This window comes from Marinitoga lauensis (genome assembly GCF_004135675.1).
Taxonomy (GTDB): domain Bacteria; phylum Thermotogota; class Thermotogae; order Petrotogales; family Petrotogaceae; genus Marinitoga; species Marinitoga lauensis.
In genome coordinates, this window is sequence record NZ_QHLX01000009.1 from 20,570 (window position 1) to 40,462 (window position 19,893).

At 27.4% G+C, this 19,893-nt stretch carries 24 protein-coding genes and 2 pseudogenes; 21 read left to right on the forward strand and 5 right to left on the reverse strand.

Going from position 1 to position 19,893, the window contains the following annotated elements:
- Positions 1 to 28 precede the first annotated feature (28 nt).
- Together DJ007_RS13575 and DJ007_RS13580 are read right to left on the reverse strand one after the other, a co-directional pair.
- A complete protein-coding gene (locus DJ007_RS13575) occupies positions 29 to 418 on the reverse strand; it encodes a NifB/NifX family molybdenum-iron cluster-binding protein (RefSeq protein ID WP_129410050.1) in 390 nt (129 codons plus the stop codon).
- Positions 393 to 761, reverse strand: a complete 369-nt coding sequence (locus DJ007_RS13580; RefSeq protein ID WP_129410051.1) for a PadR family transcriptional regulator — start codon at positions 759 to 761, stop codon at positions 393 to 395. The genes DJ007_RS13575 and DJ007_RS13580 overlap by 26 nt, the downstream gene beginning before the upstream one ends.
- Before the next feature lie 172 nt (positions 762 to 933).
- On the opposite strand from DJ007_RS13580, the gene DJ007_RS13585 reads away from it, so the two are divergent.
- From DJ007_RS13585 to DJ007_RS13650, 17 genes and pseudogenes are all read left to right on the forward strand, one after another.
- Positions 934 to 1,404 carry a hypothetical protein gene (locus DJ007_RS13585; protein WP_129410052.1) on the forward strand — a complete coding sequence of 157 codons (471 nt, stop codon included), beginning with the start codon at positions 934 to 936 and terminating at the stop codon, positions 1,402 to 1,404.
- A 16-nt stretch (positions 1,405 to 1,420) separates the two neighbouring features.
- Positions 1,421 to 1,831, forward strand: coding sequence for a carboxypeptidase-like regulatory domain-containing protein (locus DJ007_RS13590; protein WP_129410053.1), 411 nt, complete (start codon positions 1,421 to 1,423; stop codon positions 1,829 to 1,831).
- Between the two features lie 35 nt (positions 1,832 to 1,866).
- Positions 1,867 to 2,082, forward strand: a complete 216-nt coding sequence (locus DJ007_RS13595) for a carboxypeptidase-like regulatory domain-containing protein (RefSeq protein WP_129410054.1) — start codon at positions 1,867 to 1,869, stop codon at positions 2,080 to 2,082.
- Positions 2,083 to 2,185: 103 nt separating this feature from the next.
- Entirely contained in the window at positions 2,186 to 3,820 is a 1,635-nt protein-coding gene (locus tag DJ007_RS13600) for an IS1634 family transposase (protein WP_129407806.1), read from the forward strand.
- Between the two features lie 345 nt (positions 3,821 to 4,165).
- Positions 4,166 to 4,324: a hypothetical protein gene (locus DJ007_RS14970; protein ID WP_165974195.1), complete on the forward strand. Its 159-nt coding sequence runs from the start codon at positions 4,166 to 4,168 to the stop codon at positions 4,322 to 4,324.
- Positions 4,325 to 4,398: 74 nt separating this feature from the next.
- Positions 4,399 to 4,635: a hypothetical protein gene (locus tag DJ007_RS13605; protein ID WP_129410055.1), complete on the forward strand. Its 237-nt coding sequence runs from the start codon at positions 4,399 to 4,401 to the stop codon at positions 4,633 to 4,635.
- 15 nt (positions 4,636 to 4,650) lie between these two features.
- Entirely contained in the window at positions 4,651 to 5,643 is a 993-nt protein-coding gene (locus DJ007_RS13610) for an MSCRAMM family protein (protein WP_129410056.1), read from the forward strand.
- Positions 5,574 to 5,996 (forward strand): hypothetical protein, encoded by a 423-nt coding sequence (locus tag DJ007_RS13615; protein ID WP_129410057.1) that lies wholly within the window; start codon positions 5,574 to 5,576, stop codon positions 5,994 to 5,996. Before DJ007_RS13610 ends, DJ007_RS13615 begins: the two co-directional genes overlap by 70 nt.
- A 116-nt stretch (positions 5,997 to 6,112) precedes the next feature.
- Positions 6,113 to 7,013: pseudogene (locus DJ007_RS13620) on the forward strand (aldo/keto reductase).
- A gap of 12 nt (positions 7,014 to 7,025) precedes the next feature.
- Positions 7,026 to 9,638: a hexose kinase gene (locus DJ007_RS13625; RefSeq protein ID WP_129410058.1), complete on the forward strand. Its 2,613-nt coding sequence runs from the start codon at positions 7,026 to 7,028 to the stop codon at positions 9,636 to 9,638.
- Positions 9,639 to 9,650: 12 nt separating this feature from the next.
- Positions 9,651 to 10,136: a peroxiredoxin gene (locus DJ007_RS13630; protein ID WP_129410059.1), complete on the forward strand. Its 486-nt coding sequence runs from the start codon at positions 9,651 to 9,653 to the stop codon at positions 10,134 to 10,136.
- Positions 10,137 to 10,139: 3 nt separating this feature from the next.
- Positions 10,140 to 10,364 carry a hypothetical protein gene (locus DJ007_RS18420; protein ID WP_240739646.1) on the forward strand — a complete coding sequence of 75 codons (225 nt, stop codon included), beginning with the start codon at positions 10,140 to 10,142 and terminating at the stop codon, positions 10,362 to 10,364.
- Positions 10,365 to 10,531: 167 nt separating this feature from the next.
- Positions 10,532 to 11,107 carry a class I SAM-dependent RNA methyltransferase gene (locus DJ007_RS13635; RefSeq protein ID WP_276318799.1) on the forward strand — a complete coding sequence of 192 codons (576 nt, stop codon included), beginning with the start codon at positions 10,532 to 10,534 and terminating at the stop codon, positions 11,105 to 11,107.
- Positions 11,108 to 11,118: 11 nt separating this feature from the next.
- Positions 11,119 to 11,289 (forward strand): hypothetical protein, encoded by a 171-nt coding sequence (locus DJ007_RS19525; protein WP_276318800.1) that lies wholly within the window; start codon positions 11,119 to 11,121, stop codon positions 11,287 to 11,289.
- A gap of 3 nt (positions 11,290 to 11,292) precedes the next feature.
- A complete protein-coding gene (locus DJ007_RS13640) occupies positions 11,293 to 11,988 on the forward strand; it encodes a rhomboid family intramembrane serine protease (protein WP_129410060.1) in 696 nt (231 codons plus the stop codon).
- A gap of 80 nt (positions 11,989 to 12,068) precedes the next feature.
- A complete protein-coding gene (locus DJ007_RS13645) occupies positions 12,069 to 12,833 on the forward strand; it encodes a TSUP family transporter (RefSeq protein WP_129410061.1) in 765 nt (254 codons plus the stop codon).
- Positions 12,834 to 13,125: 292 nt separating this feature from the next.
- The gene (locus DJ007_RS13650) at positions 13,126 to 13,872 is read left to right on the forward strand and encodes an alanine racemase (RefSeq protein WP_129410062.1); all 747 of its coding nucleotides are present in this window, start codon (positions 13,126 to 13,128) and stop codon (positions 13,870 to 13,872) included.
- Here DJ007_RS13650 and DJ007_RS13655 read toward each other — a convergent pair.
- On the reverse strand, positions 13,867 to 14,685 hold the full coding sequence (locus DJ007_RS13655; protein WP_129410063.1) for a M55 family metallopeptidase: 819 nt from the start codon (positions 14,683 to 14,685) through the stop codon (positions 13,867 to 13,869). The genes DJ007_RS13650 and DJ007_RS13655 overlap by 6 nt on opposite strands.
- Before the next feature lie 170 nt (positions 14,686 to 14,855).
- On the opposite strand from DJ007_RS13655, the gene DJ007_RS13660 reads away from it, so the two are divergent.
- The 4 genes and pseudogenes from DJ007_RS13660 (at position 14,856) to DJ007_RS13670 (ending at position 18,127) form a co-directional block, all read left to right on the forward strand.
- Positions 14,856 to 15,689, forward strand: coding sequence for a DegV family protein (locus tag DJ007_RS13660; protein ID WP_129410064.1), 834 nt, complete (start codon positions 14,856 to 14,858; stop codon positions 15,687 to 15,689).
- Between the two features lie 92 nt (positions 15,690 to 15,781).
- Complete coding sequence (locus DJ007_RS16395; protein ID WP_206076395.1) at positions 15,782 to 16,195, forward strand: sulfite exporter TauE/SafE family protein; 414 nt, start codon at positions 15,782 to 15,784, stop codon at positions 16,193 to 16,195.
- 46 nt (positions 16,196 to 16,241) lie between these two features.
- Positions 16,242 to 16,433, forward strand: coding sequence for a hypothetical protein (locus DJ007_RS16400; RefSeq protein ID WP_206076396.1), 192 nt, complete (start codon positions 16,242 to 16,244; stop codon positions 16,431 to 16,433).
- Between the two features lie 103 nt (positions 16,434 to 16,536).
- Positions 16,537 to 18,127 (forward strand): annotated as a pseudogene (locus DJ007_RS13670) (gamma-glutamyltransferase family protein).
- Positions 18,128 to 18,208: 81 nt separating this feature from the next.
- Here the strand turns inward: DJ007_RS13670 and DJ007_RS13675 are convergent.
- Together DJ007_RS13675 and DJ007_RS13680 are read right to left on the reverse strand one after the other, a co-directional pair.
- Positions 18,209 to 19,054: a DUF4382 domain-containing protein gene (locus DJ007_RS13675; RefSeq protein ID WP_129410065.1), complete on the reverse strand. Its 846-nt coding sequence runs from the start codon at positions 19,052 to 19,054 to the stop codon at positions 18,209 to 18,211.
- A 166-nt stretch (positions 19,055 to 19,220) separates the two neighbouring features.
- Complete coding sequence (locus DJ007_RS13680; protein ID WP_129410066.1) at positions 19,221 to 19,883, reverse strand: DUF2202 domain-containing protein; 663 nt, start codon at positions 19,881 to 19,883, stop codon at positions 19,221 to 19,223.
- Positions 19,884 to 19,893 lie beyond the last annotated feature (10 nt).

Genomic DNA, 19,893 nt, shown 5'->3' on the forward strand with positions numbered 1-19,893 from the left:
GGACTCATAAAAAATGAGTCCTATTTTTTTAATGATTACATTCATGATCTGAATTATGTTTATGAAAATGTTCTTTTACTTCATATTCTCTATCTTCTAAAATATTGTTTTTTAATGCTTGAATTATCTCTTCTACTGTTCCTTCAGCACCTCTTATTACTTGTATTCCTAATTGCTCAAAGAACATTATAGCTCTTCCGCCTATTCCTCTGGCGATAAGTATATTTATACCTTGTTCATTTAAATAATGGGGTATGTCTCCAGGTCCATGTTCTTCCAATGGATTTTTAATAATTTCTAACTCATATTCTCCATTTTCTTTTAAATTAATAAAACCGAAATATGGTGCATGTCCAAAATGCTCACTGATTTTTGATTTTTTTCCATTATTTTCAATTAGTGGAATTGCTATTTTCAATTTTCTCACTCCTTTCGTATTCTTGAAGAAATTCTTTTAATATTAAAATTCTTTTTTTTATATTTTCTATTATTTCTTTCAAATACTCTAATCCAGTTTGAGTAATAAAAAAAACTTTTTTTGGTGGTCCTTCTTCACTAGGTTGAATTTTGGAGTAAACCAAGCCAAAACTTTCCATTTTTTTTAAATGTCTGTATATAACTGTAGGTTCGTTTATTTCAAATCCTAATTCTTTTAATTTGTTCATCAAAAAATAGCCATGACCTGGTTTTTCTTTTAAAAATAATAATAAATATCCACTTAACAAATCAGCGCCTTTAAACCTTGGACATTTTTTTTTCATATTATTACCTCCACTATTTATTATACACTAATAGTGACAAATTGTCAATAGTTAATTTGATTACGATAATATAAATATTTAAATAATATTCAATAAAACGGACCGATAAAACTTTTATTTTAATATATTAATGATATAATTATAATTTAATATTAATAAAAAGGAGGGGAATATGAGAAAAATATTAGTTATGTTATTTTTTGTGTTTGTTATTAATTCGGTTATATTTAGTTTTGAACTATCAGGAAGTTATTTGATGGAATTATCTGGATATGAGAGAACTTTTTATGGCATAAGCATTACTTTAGGAGATAAAGATATTATGGGATTAGAATTAGGAGTTTTTTCGCCTCCTGATATTGTTGAAGCGGGTGAAATTACTTATCTTCAGCCAACAACCTTTCTTTTGTTGCAATTGCCTTTAAAAAATCTAAAGATTTTTGCAGGAATAAGTCCTATTTTTCAATATTATGATAGTAAATTTTCTTTATATTCGTATACAATGTATCTAACTAAAGCTGGATTATCATTGTATCTGGGTCCATTAGTTTTTACTGGAGGAGCTAATACAATAATAGATCTTTCATTCCAACAAACTTTTGGAATATATAGTGTATACGGAGAATTAGGCTTAAGATTCTAAGATTGGGGGGAGAAAAATGAAGAAATATATTTATGTAATTTCATTGTCAATAATAACAATATTTATATTCTTTTCATGTCAAAAAATTGATCCGTTGTTAGGAAATAGTAATATTAGTGGACTTACTAAATTAAGTAATACTATTAACTATGAAAACATAAAAATTTCTATTGAAGGTTTAGAAGCCGCAGGTGAAGGTTTTAGTCCAATAGATACAATAGCTACATTAGGTGACACATTATCTGATAAAAATGGAAACTTTTTGTTAGAGAATATACCAGCAGGAAATTATATTATTAAAGCTGAAAAAGAAGGTTATTTCCCAACGAAGCAATTTATTGAAGTATCAGATAATTCGGAAATAGAATTAAGTGAGCCGTTAATTTTATATCCTTTAGAAGATTATGGAACATTAAAGGAAATGTAAAATATATTGATAAATCAAATCATACAGGGATTTTATTGGAAATTAGAACACCTGAAGGAGAACCATTACCAGGCATGTATACTTTTTCTGATATTGATGGAAATTATTCATTTGATTTTATTCCGATAGGGAATTATGTTGTTTATGCCCATGATCCTTCTGAGAATTCTGAATATTCCGCAGATGCTGCTCCTGCCTTTGACAGCAATTTGGCGATTTTAAGGAAATGGAACGGTAGAATGCGGGTTTGAGGCGTGTATTTTTCAGGAAGTCGAAAAATTGTGTGGCTAACTTTTGTTACAGAGAATTAACTATAATTAGTAATATATTAGTCCTTTTGGTGGTATAATATATATGACAACCACTGAAAGGAGATGTTTTAAAATGTATCCTAAAATATCAAAAGTGAAAGGAAAAAGATATTTAAGGATAATGGAAAGCAAAAGAGAAAATGGAAAAGTGAAACAGCATACAGTAATAAATTTTGGAAATATAGATAAGTATAGTAAAAAAGATATAACAAAACTTGTAGATAGTCTTTTTAAAATATTTGAAATAGATGAATATGAAAAAATAGAAGATGATTTAATGGAAGAAATAGCAAGAAGAAATTACGGAGCCAAAGTAATAGTAAATAAGATATTTGAAAGATATGAGATGAAAAGATATTTTGAAAGACTGGATAAAGAAATAAAATACAATGCAGAAGAAATGTTAAAAATAATGGTGATGAATAGAATAGTAGAACCGAAGAGTAAATTGGGAATATTTAATAATTTAGAGTATTTTGGATATAACAAAGTGGAAGTTAAAAAAGAAAAAGACCTGGAAGAAAAAGATGTAATGTTGCACTGGTTATACAGAACATTGGATATATTAGCAGATAATAAAGAGTCGATAGAAAAACATATGTATAATCAAAGGATAAGTTTGTTTAATACAACGGTAGATTTAGTATTTTACGATGTAACAACATTAGCGTTTGAAACACAACAAACAAATGAAATATTACAAATGGGATATTCAAAGGATAAGAAATTTAATGAGTCGCAAGTAGTATTAGGGATGTCAATAGATCAGGATAGAATGCCAGTTAGTTTTGATATATATGCAGGAAATACATTTGAAGGGCATACATTTAAAGATTCAATAGAAAAAATGAAAAAAGAATATCAATTAGGAAAAGTAATAGTAGTAGCAGATAGAGGAATGATGAGTAAAAAAAATATAGAAGTAGTAGAAAATTCTAATTATGAATTCATAGTAGGAAAATCAATAAAACAGTTAAAAAAAGTAAATATATTTGAAGGAGAATTCATAGAAATAGCAAAAGGAATAAAATATAGAGAAGTAGAATATGAAAATAAAAGATTACTCATAATATATTCAGAAGAAAGAGCTAAAAAAGACAGAGCAGATAGACTACGATTAATAGAAAAAGCGAAAAAAATGTTAGAAGAAGGAAATATAGATTCCAAAAGTAAAAGAGGAGCGAAAAAATATTTAAAAGAACAGAACAAACAAAATTATATATTGGACATAGAAAAAATAGAAAATGATGAAAAATACGATGGATACTATGGAATAATAACAAACACAAAACTATCTCCAAAAGAAATATTAGAACAATATCATACATTATGGAAAGTAGAAGAAACATTCAGAACATTAAAAAATTATCTTGAAACAAGACCGGTATTTCATTGGACACCGAAAAGAATAAAAGGACATATTGTAATGAGTTTCATATCTTACATAATTCAAAGAACATTAGAATTAGAACTGGAAAAAAATAATATTGAATACTCTCATGAAAAAATAAGAGAAGCTATAAAAAAAATGGAATACTCTGAAATAAGATTAAAAGACAAATTATTTGCATTAAGAGCCAATTTAAACGATTTTCAAAAAGCCATATTAAAAACATTAAAAATAGAAAAACCGAAAAAAATGATGGAATTAGATGAATTTAAAAAAATAATCTCCTAAAACACGCATGAAAAGCCAAAAAGGAGGATGTGTGTGGCTAATTTCTCTTTTTATAAAAAGTTAACAATAGCTATTTTTTTGAATAATTCTACTTTTTAGAATTTTGTTGATAATAATAGTGTCAAACTCAGGAACAAATCAGCGCCTTTAAACCTTGGACATTTTTTTTTCATATTATTACCTCCACTATTTATTATACACTAATAGTGACAAATTGTCAATAGTTAATTTGATTACGATAATATAAATATTTAAATAATATTCAATAAAACGGACCGATAAAACTTTTATTTTAATATATTAATGATATAATTATAATTTAATATTAATAAAAAGGAGGGGAATATGAGAAAAATATTAGTTATGTTATTTTTTGTGTTTGTTATTAATTCGGTTATATTTAGTTTTGAACTATCAGGAAGTTATTTGATGGAATTATCTGGATATGAGAGAACTTTTTATGGCATAAGCATTACTTTAGGAGATAAAGATATTATGGATTAGAATTAGGAGTTTTTTCGCCTCCTGATATTGTTGAAGCGGGTGAAATTACTTATCTTCAGCCAACAACCTTTCTTTTGTTGCAATTGCCTTTAAAAAATCTAAAGATTTTTGCAGGAATAAGTCCTATTTTTCAATATTATGATAGTAAATTTTCTTTATATTCGTATACAATGTATCTAACTAAAGCTGGATTATCATTGTATCTGGGTCCATTAGTTTTTACTGGAGGAGCTAATACAATAATAGATCTTTCATTCCAACAAACTTTTGGAATATATAGTGTATACGGAGAATTAGGCTTAAGATTCTAAGATTGGGGGAGAAAAATGAAGAAATATATTTATGTAATTTCATTGTCAATAATAACAATATTTATATTCTTTTCATGTCAAAAAATTGATCCGTTGTTAGGAAATAGTAATATTAGTGGACTTACTAAATTAAGTAATACTATTAACTATGAAAACATAAAAATTTCTATTGAAGGTTTAGAAGCCGCAGGTGAAGGTTTTAGTCCAATAGATACAATAGCTACATTAGGTGACACATTATCTGATAAAAATGGAAACTTTTTGTTAGAGAATATACCAGCAGGAAATTATATTATTAAAGCTGAAAAAGAAGGTTATTTCCCAACGAAGCAATTTATTGAAGTATCAGATAATTCGGAAATAGAATTAAGTGAGCCGTTAATTTTATATCCTTTAGAAGATTATGGAACATTAAAGGGAAATGTAAAATATATTGATAAATCAAATCATACAGGGATTTTATTGGAAATTAGAACACCTGAAGGAGAACCATTACCAGGCATGTATACTTTTTCTGATATTGATGGAAATTATTCATTTGATTTTATTCCGATAGGGAATTATGTTGTTTATGCCCATGATCCTTCTGAGAATTCTGAATATTCCGCAGATGCTGCTCCTATAATAATTGAAAAATCTATGAATACTGTAGCTCCAAATCTTATTTTACGTAAAGTAGCTGAACACGTTATAATTTTTCGTGATGTATCAGCATGGGGAGTTTCAGACGCAATTCCGAATATTTTAAATGATATAGGTTTTACTAATGGTTTAGGTTTACATCAATATGAAATTAAAAGCTCTTCTGATATTAGTAATTTAATTTCTTTTAATCCTTCATGGGCAATAATAATTGAAGGGATCAAACAACAAATTTCTATGATATTTATAAAGCAAATGCGAATAAATTTGATACCTTTGTTGAGAGCGGAGGAACATTGTTCTGGATTGCGTGTGATAATGGTTGGAATGGAGGAGATTTTACAGGAACACTTCCAGGTGGTGTAACCTGGAGAGATAATTATGATAACTATAATGATATAGTAAATGAAACACATCCATTATTAGAAGGATTTCCATTTGAGCGTTCTTTGGAAGGGAATTATGCCAGTCATGGTGGCTTTGATAACTTAAATATTGCAGATATTCAAAATTTAGTAGTATTTATTAAAGAAAATAGTACTTATGAAAAATATCCCACATATATTGAATATAGATATGGAAATGGAAGAGTTATTGCTTCAACATCACCTCTTGAATTTTATGTTGAAAATAGTTATTCTGATAGTGATTGGTATATTTTATTGTTAAGAAGGTCGATAGAATATGTATTTAATCTTCCTATTAGTCCAGTTGAGTGATATATTTAATAAATATTAAAATATTTTAAAACCTCAGTTTTAGTACTGAGGTTTTTTTATAAAAAATGATATAATTATAATAAATAAATATTATATAATATGAAAAGAGGGAAAGTATGAGAATAAATATTTCAAATAGTGGATTAAAGTTATCAAGAATTATTCAGGGAATGATGAGAGTAAATACATGGAATATGACAAATGATGAACTAGAAAAATTTATATTAGAAGCTATGGATTTAGGAGTTACAACCTTTGATCACGCGGATATTTATGGAAGAAATCATTTATGTGAGTCAATATTTGGAGAAGTATTGAAAAGAAATCCAGGATAAGAAAAAAATAGAAATTATAAGTAAATGTGGGATAAGGTATAATAAAAATGAGAATGCTGTGGTTGAAAAGTATTATGATACCAGTAAAGAACATATAATTAAATCCGCGGAAGATTCTTTAAAAGCTTTAAATACAGATTATTTGGATTTGTTTTTAATACATAGACCAGATCCATTTATGAATATGGATGAAATTGCGGAAGCTTTTTATGAATTACATAAATCTGGAAAAGTATTGTATTTTGGTGTATCAAATTTTACACCTCAACAGTTTAGTGCTCTTCAATCAAAGATGAATTTTCCTCTGGTAACAAATCAGATAGAAATTTCTCCGTATAATTTAGAACATTTTAACAGCGATAATATCTTTTTTTTAATGGAAGAGAATATAAATCCAATGGCTTGGTCACCATTAGCCGGTGGAAAGATTTTTGATTCAAAAAATGAAAAAAGCAAAAGGATATTAGAAGCATTAAAAAAAGTAGCAAAAGAGTTAAACATTGATTCATTAGATACAATAGTATTTTCATGGTTGTTAAATCATCCAGTTGGAATATTTCCAATTTCTGGTAGTGGAAAGATATATAGATTGAAAAATGCAGTAAAAGCCTTAGAAGTCAAATTAACAAGAGAACAATGGTTTGCTATTTATGAAGCATCACTTGGTCATAGAGTTCCGTAAGGAGGGATTTTTTTGAATATAATCGACCAGAAAGTTGTGGAAAAAAGAAGAAATTTAAACGATATAATAGAAGATTTGAAATTTGTTTTGAAAACGATTAAGAAAGAAAATGCTCTTGAAGAGATTGAACAAAGATTAAATGAACCATATACTTTTATGATAGTAGGAGAAGTAAATTCTGGAAAAAGTAGTTTTGTTAATGCGCTATTAGGAAGTAAGGATCTTGCAAAAGTGTCACCACAAACGTGCACAGACAAAATAAATGTAATAGAGTACTCTGAAGAACCATATGAAAAAGAATTATTGGATAAATACATAAAATATATAGGACGGCCAATTGATATTTTAAAGAATATTAGAATTGTCGATACACCTGGAACAAATAGTATGATTGTTGAACACGAAAAAATCACAGAATCATTTATTCCAGAAGCAGATTTAATTATATTTGTTTTTCCAGCTAATAATATTGAAGCTGGTAGTGCGTGGAGTTTTTTTGAAAAAATAGCAAAGAAATTTCAAAAAAATATAATAATTGTACTTACAATGAAAGATATAGCTAAAAAAGAACAAATAGAGATTAATTATCAAAATGCTAAAGTAAGAGCCAAAGATAAAGGAAAAGAAACTCCTATTTTTATAACCTCTTCTGACATGGAGTTTGATGGGAAAGAAGATTCCGGATTTGAAGAAATTAGAAAATTCATTTTAGATACAGTAACTGGTAGTAAAAAAGAATTTGGAAAATTGGAATCTCTTGCCAACCAAATAAAAGCGTTATTAATGGAAATAAAAGAAGATTTTTATAAAAGAAAGAAAAATTTACAGGAACAAAAAGATATTATAAATATAATAAATAAAAATATTGAAATTTCAAAAAAGAATTCGCTAAATGAAGTAGAATTATGGATAAAAATTATATTAGAAAATTATAGGAATATTTCAAAAAAGGTAAAAAATAAATTGGAAGAAGAAATTACATTATGGAAATTATTAAGAAGATCATTTTCAAAGAAAGAAAATTTAAGGAATTTAGAAGATGAAATTAAAAGTCTTTTTATTGATGAACTTTTAAGAACAACAAAAGAAATATCTTCTGAAAGATCCGTGAAGTTTATTAATAATGTAAAAAATATGTTGAATAAGAATCTGGAAGAATTAAAAGAAATAGAGAAATCTATTGATTTAAAAAATATTTTTTATGATTTTGGTGAACAAAGAAATAAATTAATTGATAACACTATAAACAAAATTGATGAATATATAAAAAATGAAAAATTTATGGATTTAATAAAAGAAGAGAAATTAAAATCTATAAATTCTACAATATTTAGCGGAACTGGTTTATCTGTATTGGGAATTATTTTAATGGCTTCAACACAAATATCTATTTTTGATATTACTGGAGGTATTATAACCGGTCTTGGAGTTATGACTGGAACTGTTTTTGCAGCATTTAAGAAAAATAAGATTATAAAAAAGATAGAAAAGAAATTTGATGAAGGTGAAGAATTAATAAAGAATAATTTAGAATCAAACCTTTATGGCGTAGTTGAATTGATCTATAATGATATAGCATCATTATTTTCAGAGTTTGAAGCAAATATAATAACTGAATATGAGAAACTTGAAGAATTAGATAAAGTTTTAGACAGATATTTAGAAAGATTAAAAGAATTTACAAAATCATTGGGGGATAGTATGATATTTACATTAACAATGAATCCGTGTTTGGACAGATATTTATATGTAGATAAATTAATTCCAGATGATACGATTAGGGTAAAAAGAATCAAGGATTATCCTGCGGGAAAGGGAATAGATGTTTCACGTGTAATAAAAGAATTAGGTGGTGTTTCTGTAGCCATTGCCCTATTAGGAGGACATAATGGTAGAAGAATTGAAGAGATGTTAGATGAAGAAGGAGTTATATATTCTTCAATAAGAATAAGTTATGAAACAAGAATGAATATTATTTTGGAGGAAAAAACACAATATAGAATGAGCATGCCAGGAGAGAAAGTAAAAAAAGAAAAACTTCAAAAAGTATTTGAAGTTCTTAATTCTTTAGTTCGTGAAAACGATACTGTTGTAATTTCAGGTAGTTTGCCAAAAGGTGTATCGCCTGATTATTACACGGGATTGATATTTTCACTAAAGCAATGGGGCGTAAATGTATTTTTTGATTCCGATGGAAAAAATCTTAAAGCAGGATTAGAAGCTGAACCATATTGTATAAAACCAAACACCCATGAATTATCAAGGTTATTGGAAAAAGAAATAGATGAAAAAAATAAATTAGAAATATCAAAATATGCCAGAGAAACATTGGAAAAATACAAACTTCAAGAAATTTTAGTGTCAATGGGAAAGTATGGAAGTGTATATGCTAATTGGGATGAAGCATATTATGCATATCCTGTTGAATTAAAAGTTGAAAGTGCAGTTGGAGCAGGGGATTCATTTCTTGCTGGTTATGTGATGAAATATGAAGAGGATAAAATGGAAGCGTTTAGATTAGCAAATGCTGCTGGTAATGCTGCTGTATTAACTCCTGGTACAGAATTGTGTAGAAAAGAAGATACAATGAGATTATTACCTCAAATTAAAATTGAAAGATTATAATGGAGGGATAAAATGAAATATTTAAAATATAACATTGGAGATAATGTTGATTTTGAAATTGTTGAGACAAATGGAAATATAATAAAAAGTGAAAATTTAAAAGGTAAATGGGTGGTATTATACTTTTATCCAAAAGATAATACTCCTGGGTGTACTACAGAAGCAAAGGATTTTACTAATTTATTAAATGAATTTAAAAAAAATAATGCAGAAATTATAGGAGTAAGTCCAGACAGCATAGATAAACATAAAAAATTTATAACAAAGTATGATTTGAAAGTGAAACTTGGATCTGATGAAAATAAAGAATTATTGGAGAAATTTGGTGTTTGGCAAAAGAAAAAAATGTTCGGGAAGGAATACTATGGAGTTGTTAGAACAACAGTATTGATTGATCCTGAAGGTAAAATTGCATATGTATGGGAAAAAGTTAAAGTAAAGGGTCATGCTGAAGAAGTATTAAATAAGATAAAAGAATTACAGAATATTGGAGGTTGATGAATGTCAAATATTTGTGATGTATTCGGAAAATGTGGAGGTTGTACATATTTAAATATTGATTATAAAGAACAATTATCTCAAAAGACAGATGAAATACTTAAAGTTTTAAAAGATAGCAATATAGAAATAAAAAATTATGAAGGTGTGTTATCTTCTCCTGCTATATATCATTATAGAAATAAAATGGAATATTCATTTGGAAATGAAGTTAAAGGGGACCTTTAACAATTGGATTAAGAGGTAAAGGGAAATTTTATGATGTATATTCGGCTAAAACATGTAAAATAGCTCCAAAAGATTTTGGTGAGATAATAAAATTTTCCGAAGAGTTTTTTAAGGATCTTCCATTTAGAAATTATAGAAAACATGTTGGTTATTTAAGGCATCTTGTAATGAGAAAAGGATTTAAAACAAATGAAATTTTATTAAATATTTCCACTTCATCTGAAGACTATCATTCATATGTAGAAAAATGGGCAGAGGAAGTGTTGAAATTAGATCTCGAAGGTACTATTGTTAGTATATATCATACTATAACTGATGCAAAGTCTACTGTAGTAAAACCTGATGAATTAAGGAAATTATATGGTAAAGATTATTTTGAAGAAGAAATACTTGGAATAAATTTTAAAGTTGGGCCTTTTTCTTTTCTACAAACTAATACTTTAGGATCTGAAGTATTGTATAATAAAGTATTAGAATATTTAGATGATAATGCTAAAACGGGATTTGATTTATATTGTGGCGCTGGAACTATTACATTATTAATGGCAAAAAAATTAGAAAAAGTAATAGGTGTAGAAATTGTTAAAGAAGCAATTAAAGCGGCTAAAGAAAATGCGAAGGATAATAATATTGAAAATGTAGAATTTTATTTAGGTGATGCAAAAGATGTTGTTAAACAACTCGAAGATAAATTAGATACAATTGTTGTAGATCCACCAAGGGCAGGACTACATAAAATGTAATTAATTTCATTATGGACAATGAATTTGATAATGTTGTTTATGTATCATGTAATCCAGTTAATTTTGCAAGGGATATGATCTATTTAAAAGATATGTATGAGATAGAAAAATTTGTATTTGTTGATATGTTTCCTCACACAAAACACCTTGAATCAGTTGCTAAATTAAAAAGAAAGTGGTGATTTATGTTTCCGTTAAGGGATATTAATCCAAGTAGTAAAAGGCCTGTTGTTACTATAGCATTGATTATTATTAATGTTATAATTTTTCTTTTTGAAGTATTTTTGCCATCTGATTTGAGAGAAGCTTTTATTCAATATTATGGTTTTGTTCCAGCAGAGCTAACAAAAGCTATTGTATATAAGTCAATTGGATATTTTGGGGTGAATATTTTTACTATATTTACCAGTATGTTTTTACATGGTGGTTTTATGCATATAATTGGTAATATGTGGGCTCTCTGGTTGTTTGGAGATAATGTTGAAGATAAACTTGGACATTTTAAATTTTTGATTGTGTATTTTATAAGTGGTTTTATTGCATCTTTTACTCATTATATCTTTAATTTTAATTCTCCAGTAGCTGCCATTGGTGCTTCAGGTGCAATAGCAGGAGTAATGGGAATTTATTTTATATTATTTCCGCTTGCAAAGATTCAAACATTGTTTATTATTTTGATTTTTCCATTTTTTGTAAACATTCCATCTTTTATATATATTGGCATATGGTTTTTATCTCAAATATTTAATGGTGTTTTAACATTGTTTGGTCCAAATTATGGTTCTGGAGTAGCATGGTGGGCTCATATTGGTGGATTTATATTTGGTTCATATATTGCGAAGAAATATAAAGAAAAAAATTATTATACATATTATTATTAAAAAATAACGGCTAGCATATTGTTTAGCCGTTATTTTCATGTTATAATAGTTCTGTATGCTAATTAAAGGAGTGGATGTTTTTGAATATAACTTTAATGGACAAATTTATTTTATTTCCATTAATCTTTTTTGCAGGATTCGTTGATTCCATTGCAGGTGGTGGTGGATTAATTTCTTTACCAGCATATTTGTTTATAGGGCTTCCGAGTCATAATGCGTTAGCTACTAATAAATTATCTTCGAGTATTGGTACTATTATTAGTGTAACAAGATATGCGAATAATAAAGCTATTATTTTTGAAATTGGATTTTTTTCTGTTATTTTTTCATTTATAGGTTCTTTTTTAGGAGCTAAATTAGCAATGTTTATTCCGGATAATATATTAAAAATTATACTTTCAATATTGATACCATTAGCTGCGATTTTAATATTTTTCCGACATAATAAGGATTCTTCAGATAAAGTAATCGATTATAAAGCAGTTAAAACAATAATAATATCATGTTTAATAGGTTTTTTTATTGGTATGTATGACGGCTTTTTTGGACCTGGAACAGGAACATTTTTAATTATTACTTATGTTTCTTTTTTATCTCTTGACCATGTAAAAGCATCAGGAACTGCTAAGATAGTTAATTTAGCTTCAAATATCAGTGCCTTAACTGCTTTTATTTTAGGTGGAAAAGTATTGTTTTCAATAGGATTACCTGCTGCAATTTTTGGAATAGCAGGACATTGGGTAGGTTCTGGATTAGCCTTGAAAAAAGGAAGTAAAATAATAAAACCCGTTATATTAATAGTATTAATACTTTTATTTATAAAAATAATATCAGATATTATTTAATGGAGATGTTAGATTTTTGGAAATCCCTTATTTAATAATTGATTTAAAAAAAATTAGAGAGAATACCAAAAAGTAATTGAAAAATGTAAAGAAAAAATATCGAGGTTGCAGCCGTAACCAAGGTTTTTTCTGGTGATATAGAAATAGTTAAAAATATTATTAATTGTGGAGTCGACATTTTAGCAGATTCAAGATTGCTTAATTTAAAACAATTTCAGAGTTTTAAAATAAAAAAGATGCTGATTAGAATACCTATGAAAAGTGAAATAAAAGATGTAATAAATATACAGATATTTTATTAGTCTCAGAGTTAGAAACAATAATTGAACTCAATAAATATGCAGAATTAAATAATAAGATATATGAAATAATATTAATGATCGATGTTGGAGATTTAAGAGAAGGTATTTATTTTAAAAATTTTGAAAAAATCAGATATTCTGTTGATAATATCATGAATTTAAATAATATTCATTTGAAAGGGATAGGAACTAATTTTTCATGTTTTGGTGGAGTACGTCCAACTAAAGAAAAATTTGATATTTTAATTGATATAAAAAAAGAATTAGAAAAAATTTTCAAATCAAAAATAGAAATAGTTTCAGGTGGAAGCTCTGGAACACTTTCCATCTTTAACAAAGTAGAAATACCCAAAGAGATTAATCAGCTAAGATGTGGAGCAGCAATAGCTCTTGAGATTGGCCTTGATGATAAACCATTTGAATACTTACATCAGGATACTGTGGAGTTTGTTTCTAAATTTGTTGAGATAAAGTCGAAAAAAATAAATGGTAAATGGAAAAAAATCGGAGTATGTCTGATTAACACTCCGGGATTAAAAACAGAATATTTTATACCAAAGGATAAAAATATAGAAATAATTGATATAAATAATGATTATTTAATATTAGACATAACAAAATCTAATAAAGTTTATTATTTAAATAATAAAATAAAATTTTATTTATCCTATGGCGGATTGCTTCTTATGATGGGATCTCCATATACAAACAAGATTTATATTAATAAAGAACTATAAATATTTAGCAGCCATTGTTATGTAAGTCATGGCTAATAATCCTTCAAAAATGACCTTATAATCTTCATGAATTAATTTAACTTTTCTTCCATCTATCCTTTCTACCAAAGGCATAGATTCTACCATATCTGCTCTTAATGTATCGGAAAATTCCACTATCATTTCAATAGGTTTTTTAAATTTTAAAATAGTTAGATCTTCTTTTTTTAGATTTAACATCTTTATAGCAGCATCTTCGATCTCATTTAATAATGTTCTCATAGGTTTAAACTTAGCAGAAAATCTTCCTATAGAATTTTTTGTTTTAACATAAACCAAATTATTAAAATATCCATTTAACTGTTTTTCTAATTTATCATCTCCAACAACCATTGCTAAAGGTACATTATATAATCCTCCAAATGCTGCATTTATTAAAGTTTCATTCATATATTTGCCGTTTATCCATATATTGTGTATAGAAGAACTTGAATATGTATGATCCATTGTTGAATACATTTCACCAACACCTGAATGATATCCGAAAAATATCATTCTATCAAAAGAATTATCTAATCCATTCATCATATAATATTTTCTAATACCACCACTTATTAACTCAACATTTGGAAATTCCTTTGTTATTTCCCAGGGTATATTGTCTCCCATAGCATGAGAATCAGATATGACTACCTCATGTTCTTTTAAAGATTTTAATAAAGATCTTAGTTGTTCCATAGCATAAACTTGCTTATAGTCTTTTCCTTTTGTAACATCTTTCCATTGAGTTACACCAGCTAAGCCCTCAAAATCAAAAGAAATATAAATTTTCATAATATCTCCTCCCCGTTAATATGTGATTTGATTATACAATATATAATTGAATTTAAGATAATAAAATAAATCAATTATCTCTAAATAATTGAACATCTACTTTTAATTATAACTCCTAATTACAATTATGATATAATATAATAAAAAAGTTTTGATTGGAGGGATAAAAAATGATAAAAATAGTTACTGATAGTGCTGCAGATTTACCAAAGGAAATAATAAAAAAATATGATATCACTGTTATCCCTTTAAATATAGATATTGATGGAAGTAAATATCAAGATGGAGTAACAATTTCTGCAGAAGAATTTCAAAACAAAATGTTAAATATTAAAGAGCTTCCAAAAACTTCGCAACCATCACCAGAATTGTTTAAAGAATCATTTGAAAGGTTAGTTGAGGAAGGTCATGAAATACTTTGTTTAACAATTTCATCTCAATTAAGTGGAACTATTCAAGCAGCAAATTTAGCCAAAAACCTAATAAAAAATAATTCAAGAATAGAAATTTTTGATACGTTAGGAGCTTCTTCTGGTGAAGGAGTTCAAGTCATAAAAGCTGCTGAGCTCATATCTAAAGGATATAGTTTAGATGAAATCATTAATGAATTAAAAAAATTAAGAGAAAGAATAAAAATATTGATATTACTTGACACTTTAGAAAATATTGTGAAAGGTGGACGTTTAAGTAAATTTAGTGGAACTATTGCAAAAATTTTAAATTTTAAAATAATCTTGCATAATAAAGAAGGAGCAGTTGAAATGCTTGAAAGAGTAAGAGGAAGAAAGAAGTTTCATTTAAAGGTACTGGAGATACTGGAGAGAGAGAAAGAAAATATTTCAAATGGTATTGTTGGAATTACACATGTAAATAATAAAGAAGACGCTGAATACTTCAAAAATTTTATTCAAGAAAAATATAATCCAAAAGAAATATATATTAATTACATGGGATCAACATTAGCAACGTATGCTGGAAATAAAGGTGTCATTATTTCTTTTTAATTCCCCTTTCGGGGAATTTTTTTGTTGACAAACAAGGTTAATTTTAATATAATAAAAATAATTAGCTTAACAAATTTTTTAGGAGGGGTAATATGTTATATATTTTAGTATTTTTAGCCGGATTATTTAGTGGTTTTATTAATGTCATAGCTGGTGGTGGATCGCTAATTACATTGCCAGTTTTGAATTTATTAGGATTACCTATTGATGTAGCAAATGGTACAAACAGGATAGGAATAATTTTTCAAAATATAACTGCAACAACAAAATTTCGAAAAAATGATGTTCTTGATCTTAAAAGAGCTATTTTTTTAGCGATTCCTGCAACTTTCGGAGCATTAGTTGGAGCTAATATAGTTGTTAATATAGACAAAGCTTTGTTAAAAAGTATAGTTGGTTTTATTTTAATCGTTATGAGTATTTTTTTAGTAAAAAAGCCTGATATATGGACAAAAGAAAGAAAAATAAAGAAGAACAATATTTTAAGCTTTATAGTGTTTTTTTAATAGGTATATATGGGGATTTATCCAAGCCGGTGTTGGTTTTTTCTTAATGTCCGCATTGGTTTTATTAGAAGGCTATGATTTAGTAAAAACAAATGCTGTTAAAGTATTTTTGGTGTTAATATACACACTCTTTGCTTTTGTAGTTTTTGTAGTAAACGATCAGGTTAATTATTTAGCTGGTTTTGTTTTGGCATTGGGAGTATTTCAGGTGGATATTTGGGAAGTACTTTTTCAATAAAAAAGGGTGCAAAATGGATTCAAAGAATTTTATTCATTGTATTAATTATTATAGGTATATATTATATATACAATGCAGTTGTAAAATGATATGGGGGATATGTATGAATTTTGATTTTTTAGAATATCCATTTAATTCAAAAAGGACCTGTGTTTTTTCAAAAAATGGATGGTTGCTACAAGTGAACCTTTAGCTGCACAGGCAGGATTGGAAATATTAAAAAAGGTGGAAATGCTATAGATGCTGCTATAGCTACAGCAGCAGCTCTAACAGTTGTTGAACCTACCTCAAATGGTATAGGTTCTGATAATTTTGCTATTATATGTTATAACAATAAAATATACGGAATGAATTCAAGTGGGTATTCACCAAAAAATTTATCTATTGAAGAATTAAAAAATAGAGGAATAAATACGATTAATCCACATAGTTGGGAAGCGGTAACAATACCAGGAACTCCAGCCGGTTGGGATTTATTGTGGAAAAACTTTGGCAAATTAGAATTTAAATCTATTTTTCAGCCAGCGATAAAATATGCGGCTGAAGGATATCCTGTATCTTCTACTGTGGCTTATTATTGGAATAAGGCAAATCAAACATATAAGAAAAAATTAAAAGGAGAAGTTTTTAAGTATTGGTTTGAAACCTTTGGTAAGGAAGCTCCTAAACCTGGTGAAGTTGTTAAATTGCCATATCATGCTAAGACATTGGAATTAATTGCTGAGTCAAATTCACAGGAATTTTATAAAGGAATTTTAGCAGAAAAAATGGTGGAATTTTCAAAAAAGAGTGGAGGTTATTTTGATTATTCGGATTTTGAAAAATTTAAAAATGAATTAATTAAACCAATAAGCGTCAAATACAAAGACTATGATATATGGGAATTACCTCCAAACGTTCAGGGAATAATTACTTTAATGGCTTTAAATATATTAAAAAATAGAGATTATACTAATGAATATGAATTATATCATAATTCTATAGAAGCATTAAAGTTAGCTTTTATAGATGGAAAAGAATATATAACAGACATTTCGAAAATGAAAAATAGAGTTGAAGATATGCTCTCAGAAGAATATGCAAAAGAAAGAGCAAAATTAATTATAGATAAAGCAATAGAACCCCAACCTGGAAGAATCCCTTCTTCAAATACAGTTTATTTAGCGACTGCAGATAAATGGGGGAATATGGTTTCTTTTATTCAAAGTAATTATATGGGATTCGGATCAGGAATAGTAGTTCCAGAGACTGGTATAGCACTTCAAAATAGAGGACATAGCTTCTCTTTAGATAAAAATCATATAAATTTTTTAGAACCATTGAAGAAGCCTTATCATACAATTATTCCAGGTTTTATTACTAAAGATAACAAACCAATAGGTCCATTTGGAGTAATGGGTGGATTTATGCAACCACAGGGTCACTTGCAAGTTTTAATAAATTTAATTGAAAAAAATCTAAATCCTCAGGCAGCATTGGATGCTCCAAGATGGCAATGGATTGAGAAAAAAACAATATTAATTGAAAAAGATTTTCCCACACATATTGCTGAAAAGTTAGAAAGAATGGGACATGAAATTAAAGTATCTTTAAGTTCAGGACCGTTTGGTAGAGGGCAGATAATAATAAAAAATAATGATATCTATGTTGGAGGAACTGAAAAAAGAGCTGATGGTTATATAGCAATATACTGAAAAATATCTACATTTATTAAAACGATTATAATTTTCACTATTAAGAAAAGAGGCTGGTACAAAAACCAACCTCTTTTTTAGTCAGTTTTGATTACTTATATCAATATTTAATTCTAAATTAGCACTGTTTATAGTAATATTTTCTGTTGCATCAGGTGTATATGAACTTAAATCTAAATCAATATTTTCATCTGGTAAGTCAATGTTACTTGTATATACATTTATAATATAATTTCCATTTTCATATTTTCCAAGGCAAAAATTACCATTATCATCTGAGAAAGATATTCTTAATATTGTTGAATCATCACTTATAGTAACAATAGCTTTTGAAACAGGTTCAGAATTATTAATGATATTTCCTTTAACTAAATATAAATCATCAGCAAGTCCTCTCCTGAAAGTTGGCTTTAAAACAGGTGAAAGCATATATGTATCATTATTTTTTATTTGATGCAAAGATCTTACAACATCAAAATCCAATACCAACTCTCCACCTTCTCCAATATTTATATCAACATTAGGTATTAAAATTTCTTCTTTTTTAAGAGTAACGGGATAATTTGTCCCGGAAATTGTAACTGTTGCATCTGTAACTGTCATTTTTAAATTTACAAGAGTAGAGTTTTCTGGAATTTCAAAACTAAATAAAGATGTTTCCGTTCCTGCTAAACTTAAAATATCATATTCTTTTTCAATATATATAGGGGTTGAGTTTATAGTTTCTCCGTCTTCTGTTTTATAAGTATATGTGAAATCTTTGATATATACCCATAAACTATCAACATCACTTACAGGTCTATCTGTTAAAAGAACCTTTACTGTTGATTTTGGTACATTTGCGTCATCATTTATACTAGTTATACAACTGGTTAATGAAAAACTCAAAATTAATACTACTAACAAAACATATGCTATCTTTTTCATACAAATCCCTCCTTAAATTGGTTTTGATATATTTTAGAATAATTTTCATTTTCATGATACAAGATAAACCTTAAAAAATCCTTAGAAAATTAGTAGGCGTATTTTTAAATTTGTTATGTTGCTATATTATTTCAAAAAAGCCCCGAAGGGCTTTTTTAAGTTTGAATTATTTTCTTCCACCTCTGTAACCATTTCCGGATGCGTTTGACATTGTAGTTGAATTGTTTAAAATATCCTCGAATTCATCCATTGAAATATATTGTGGTGAGTATGTTGCATTATATCTGTCAAGTATTCCTACAAATGCTCTCATATGATTTTCTGATCCCTGTCTCAAATTTTCATATACTAATTTTATATCTTGATTATCAGTTTCTTCTAATAGTTTGTCTAAATCATATATATCTAAGTCTTCGATAGTAGCTCCAACTTTTAATGCATCTATAGCTGATTTGTTTCCTTCTGCAACTAAATCATAATATAATTTTTGTAGTTCTTCATTTTTGAAAACACCTACTGTATAATCTGTTATAGGATCTTCTATTTCATATTTATCTAAAATAGTTTTAACTGCATTCATATGTGTTTGCTCAGATTGTGCAATGTTATAAAATGTTTGAATTCCCCATGTGTCATATAAAGTTAAATAAACGTCTCTTGCTAATTTTTCTTCTTCTCTCATCTGTAACAAACCATCTATTTCGCTTGCGGACAATGTTTCCGTTGGTAATGTTGCAACTGCAGCTGCTGGGTTATTAAAAAATCCTCCTGCAAATGATAATACTACTAATAATAATGCCATAATTCCTATTAAAATTCCTTTTTTCATAATACCGCCT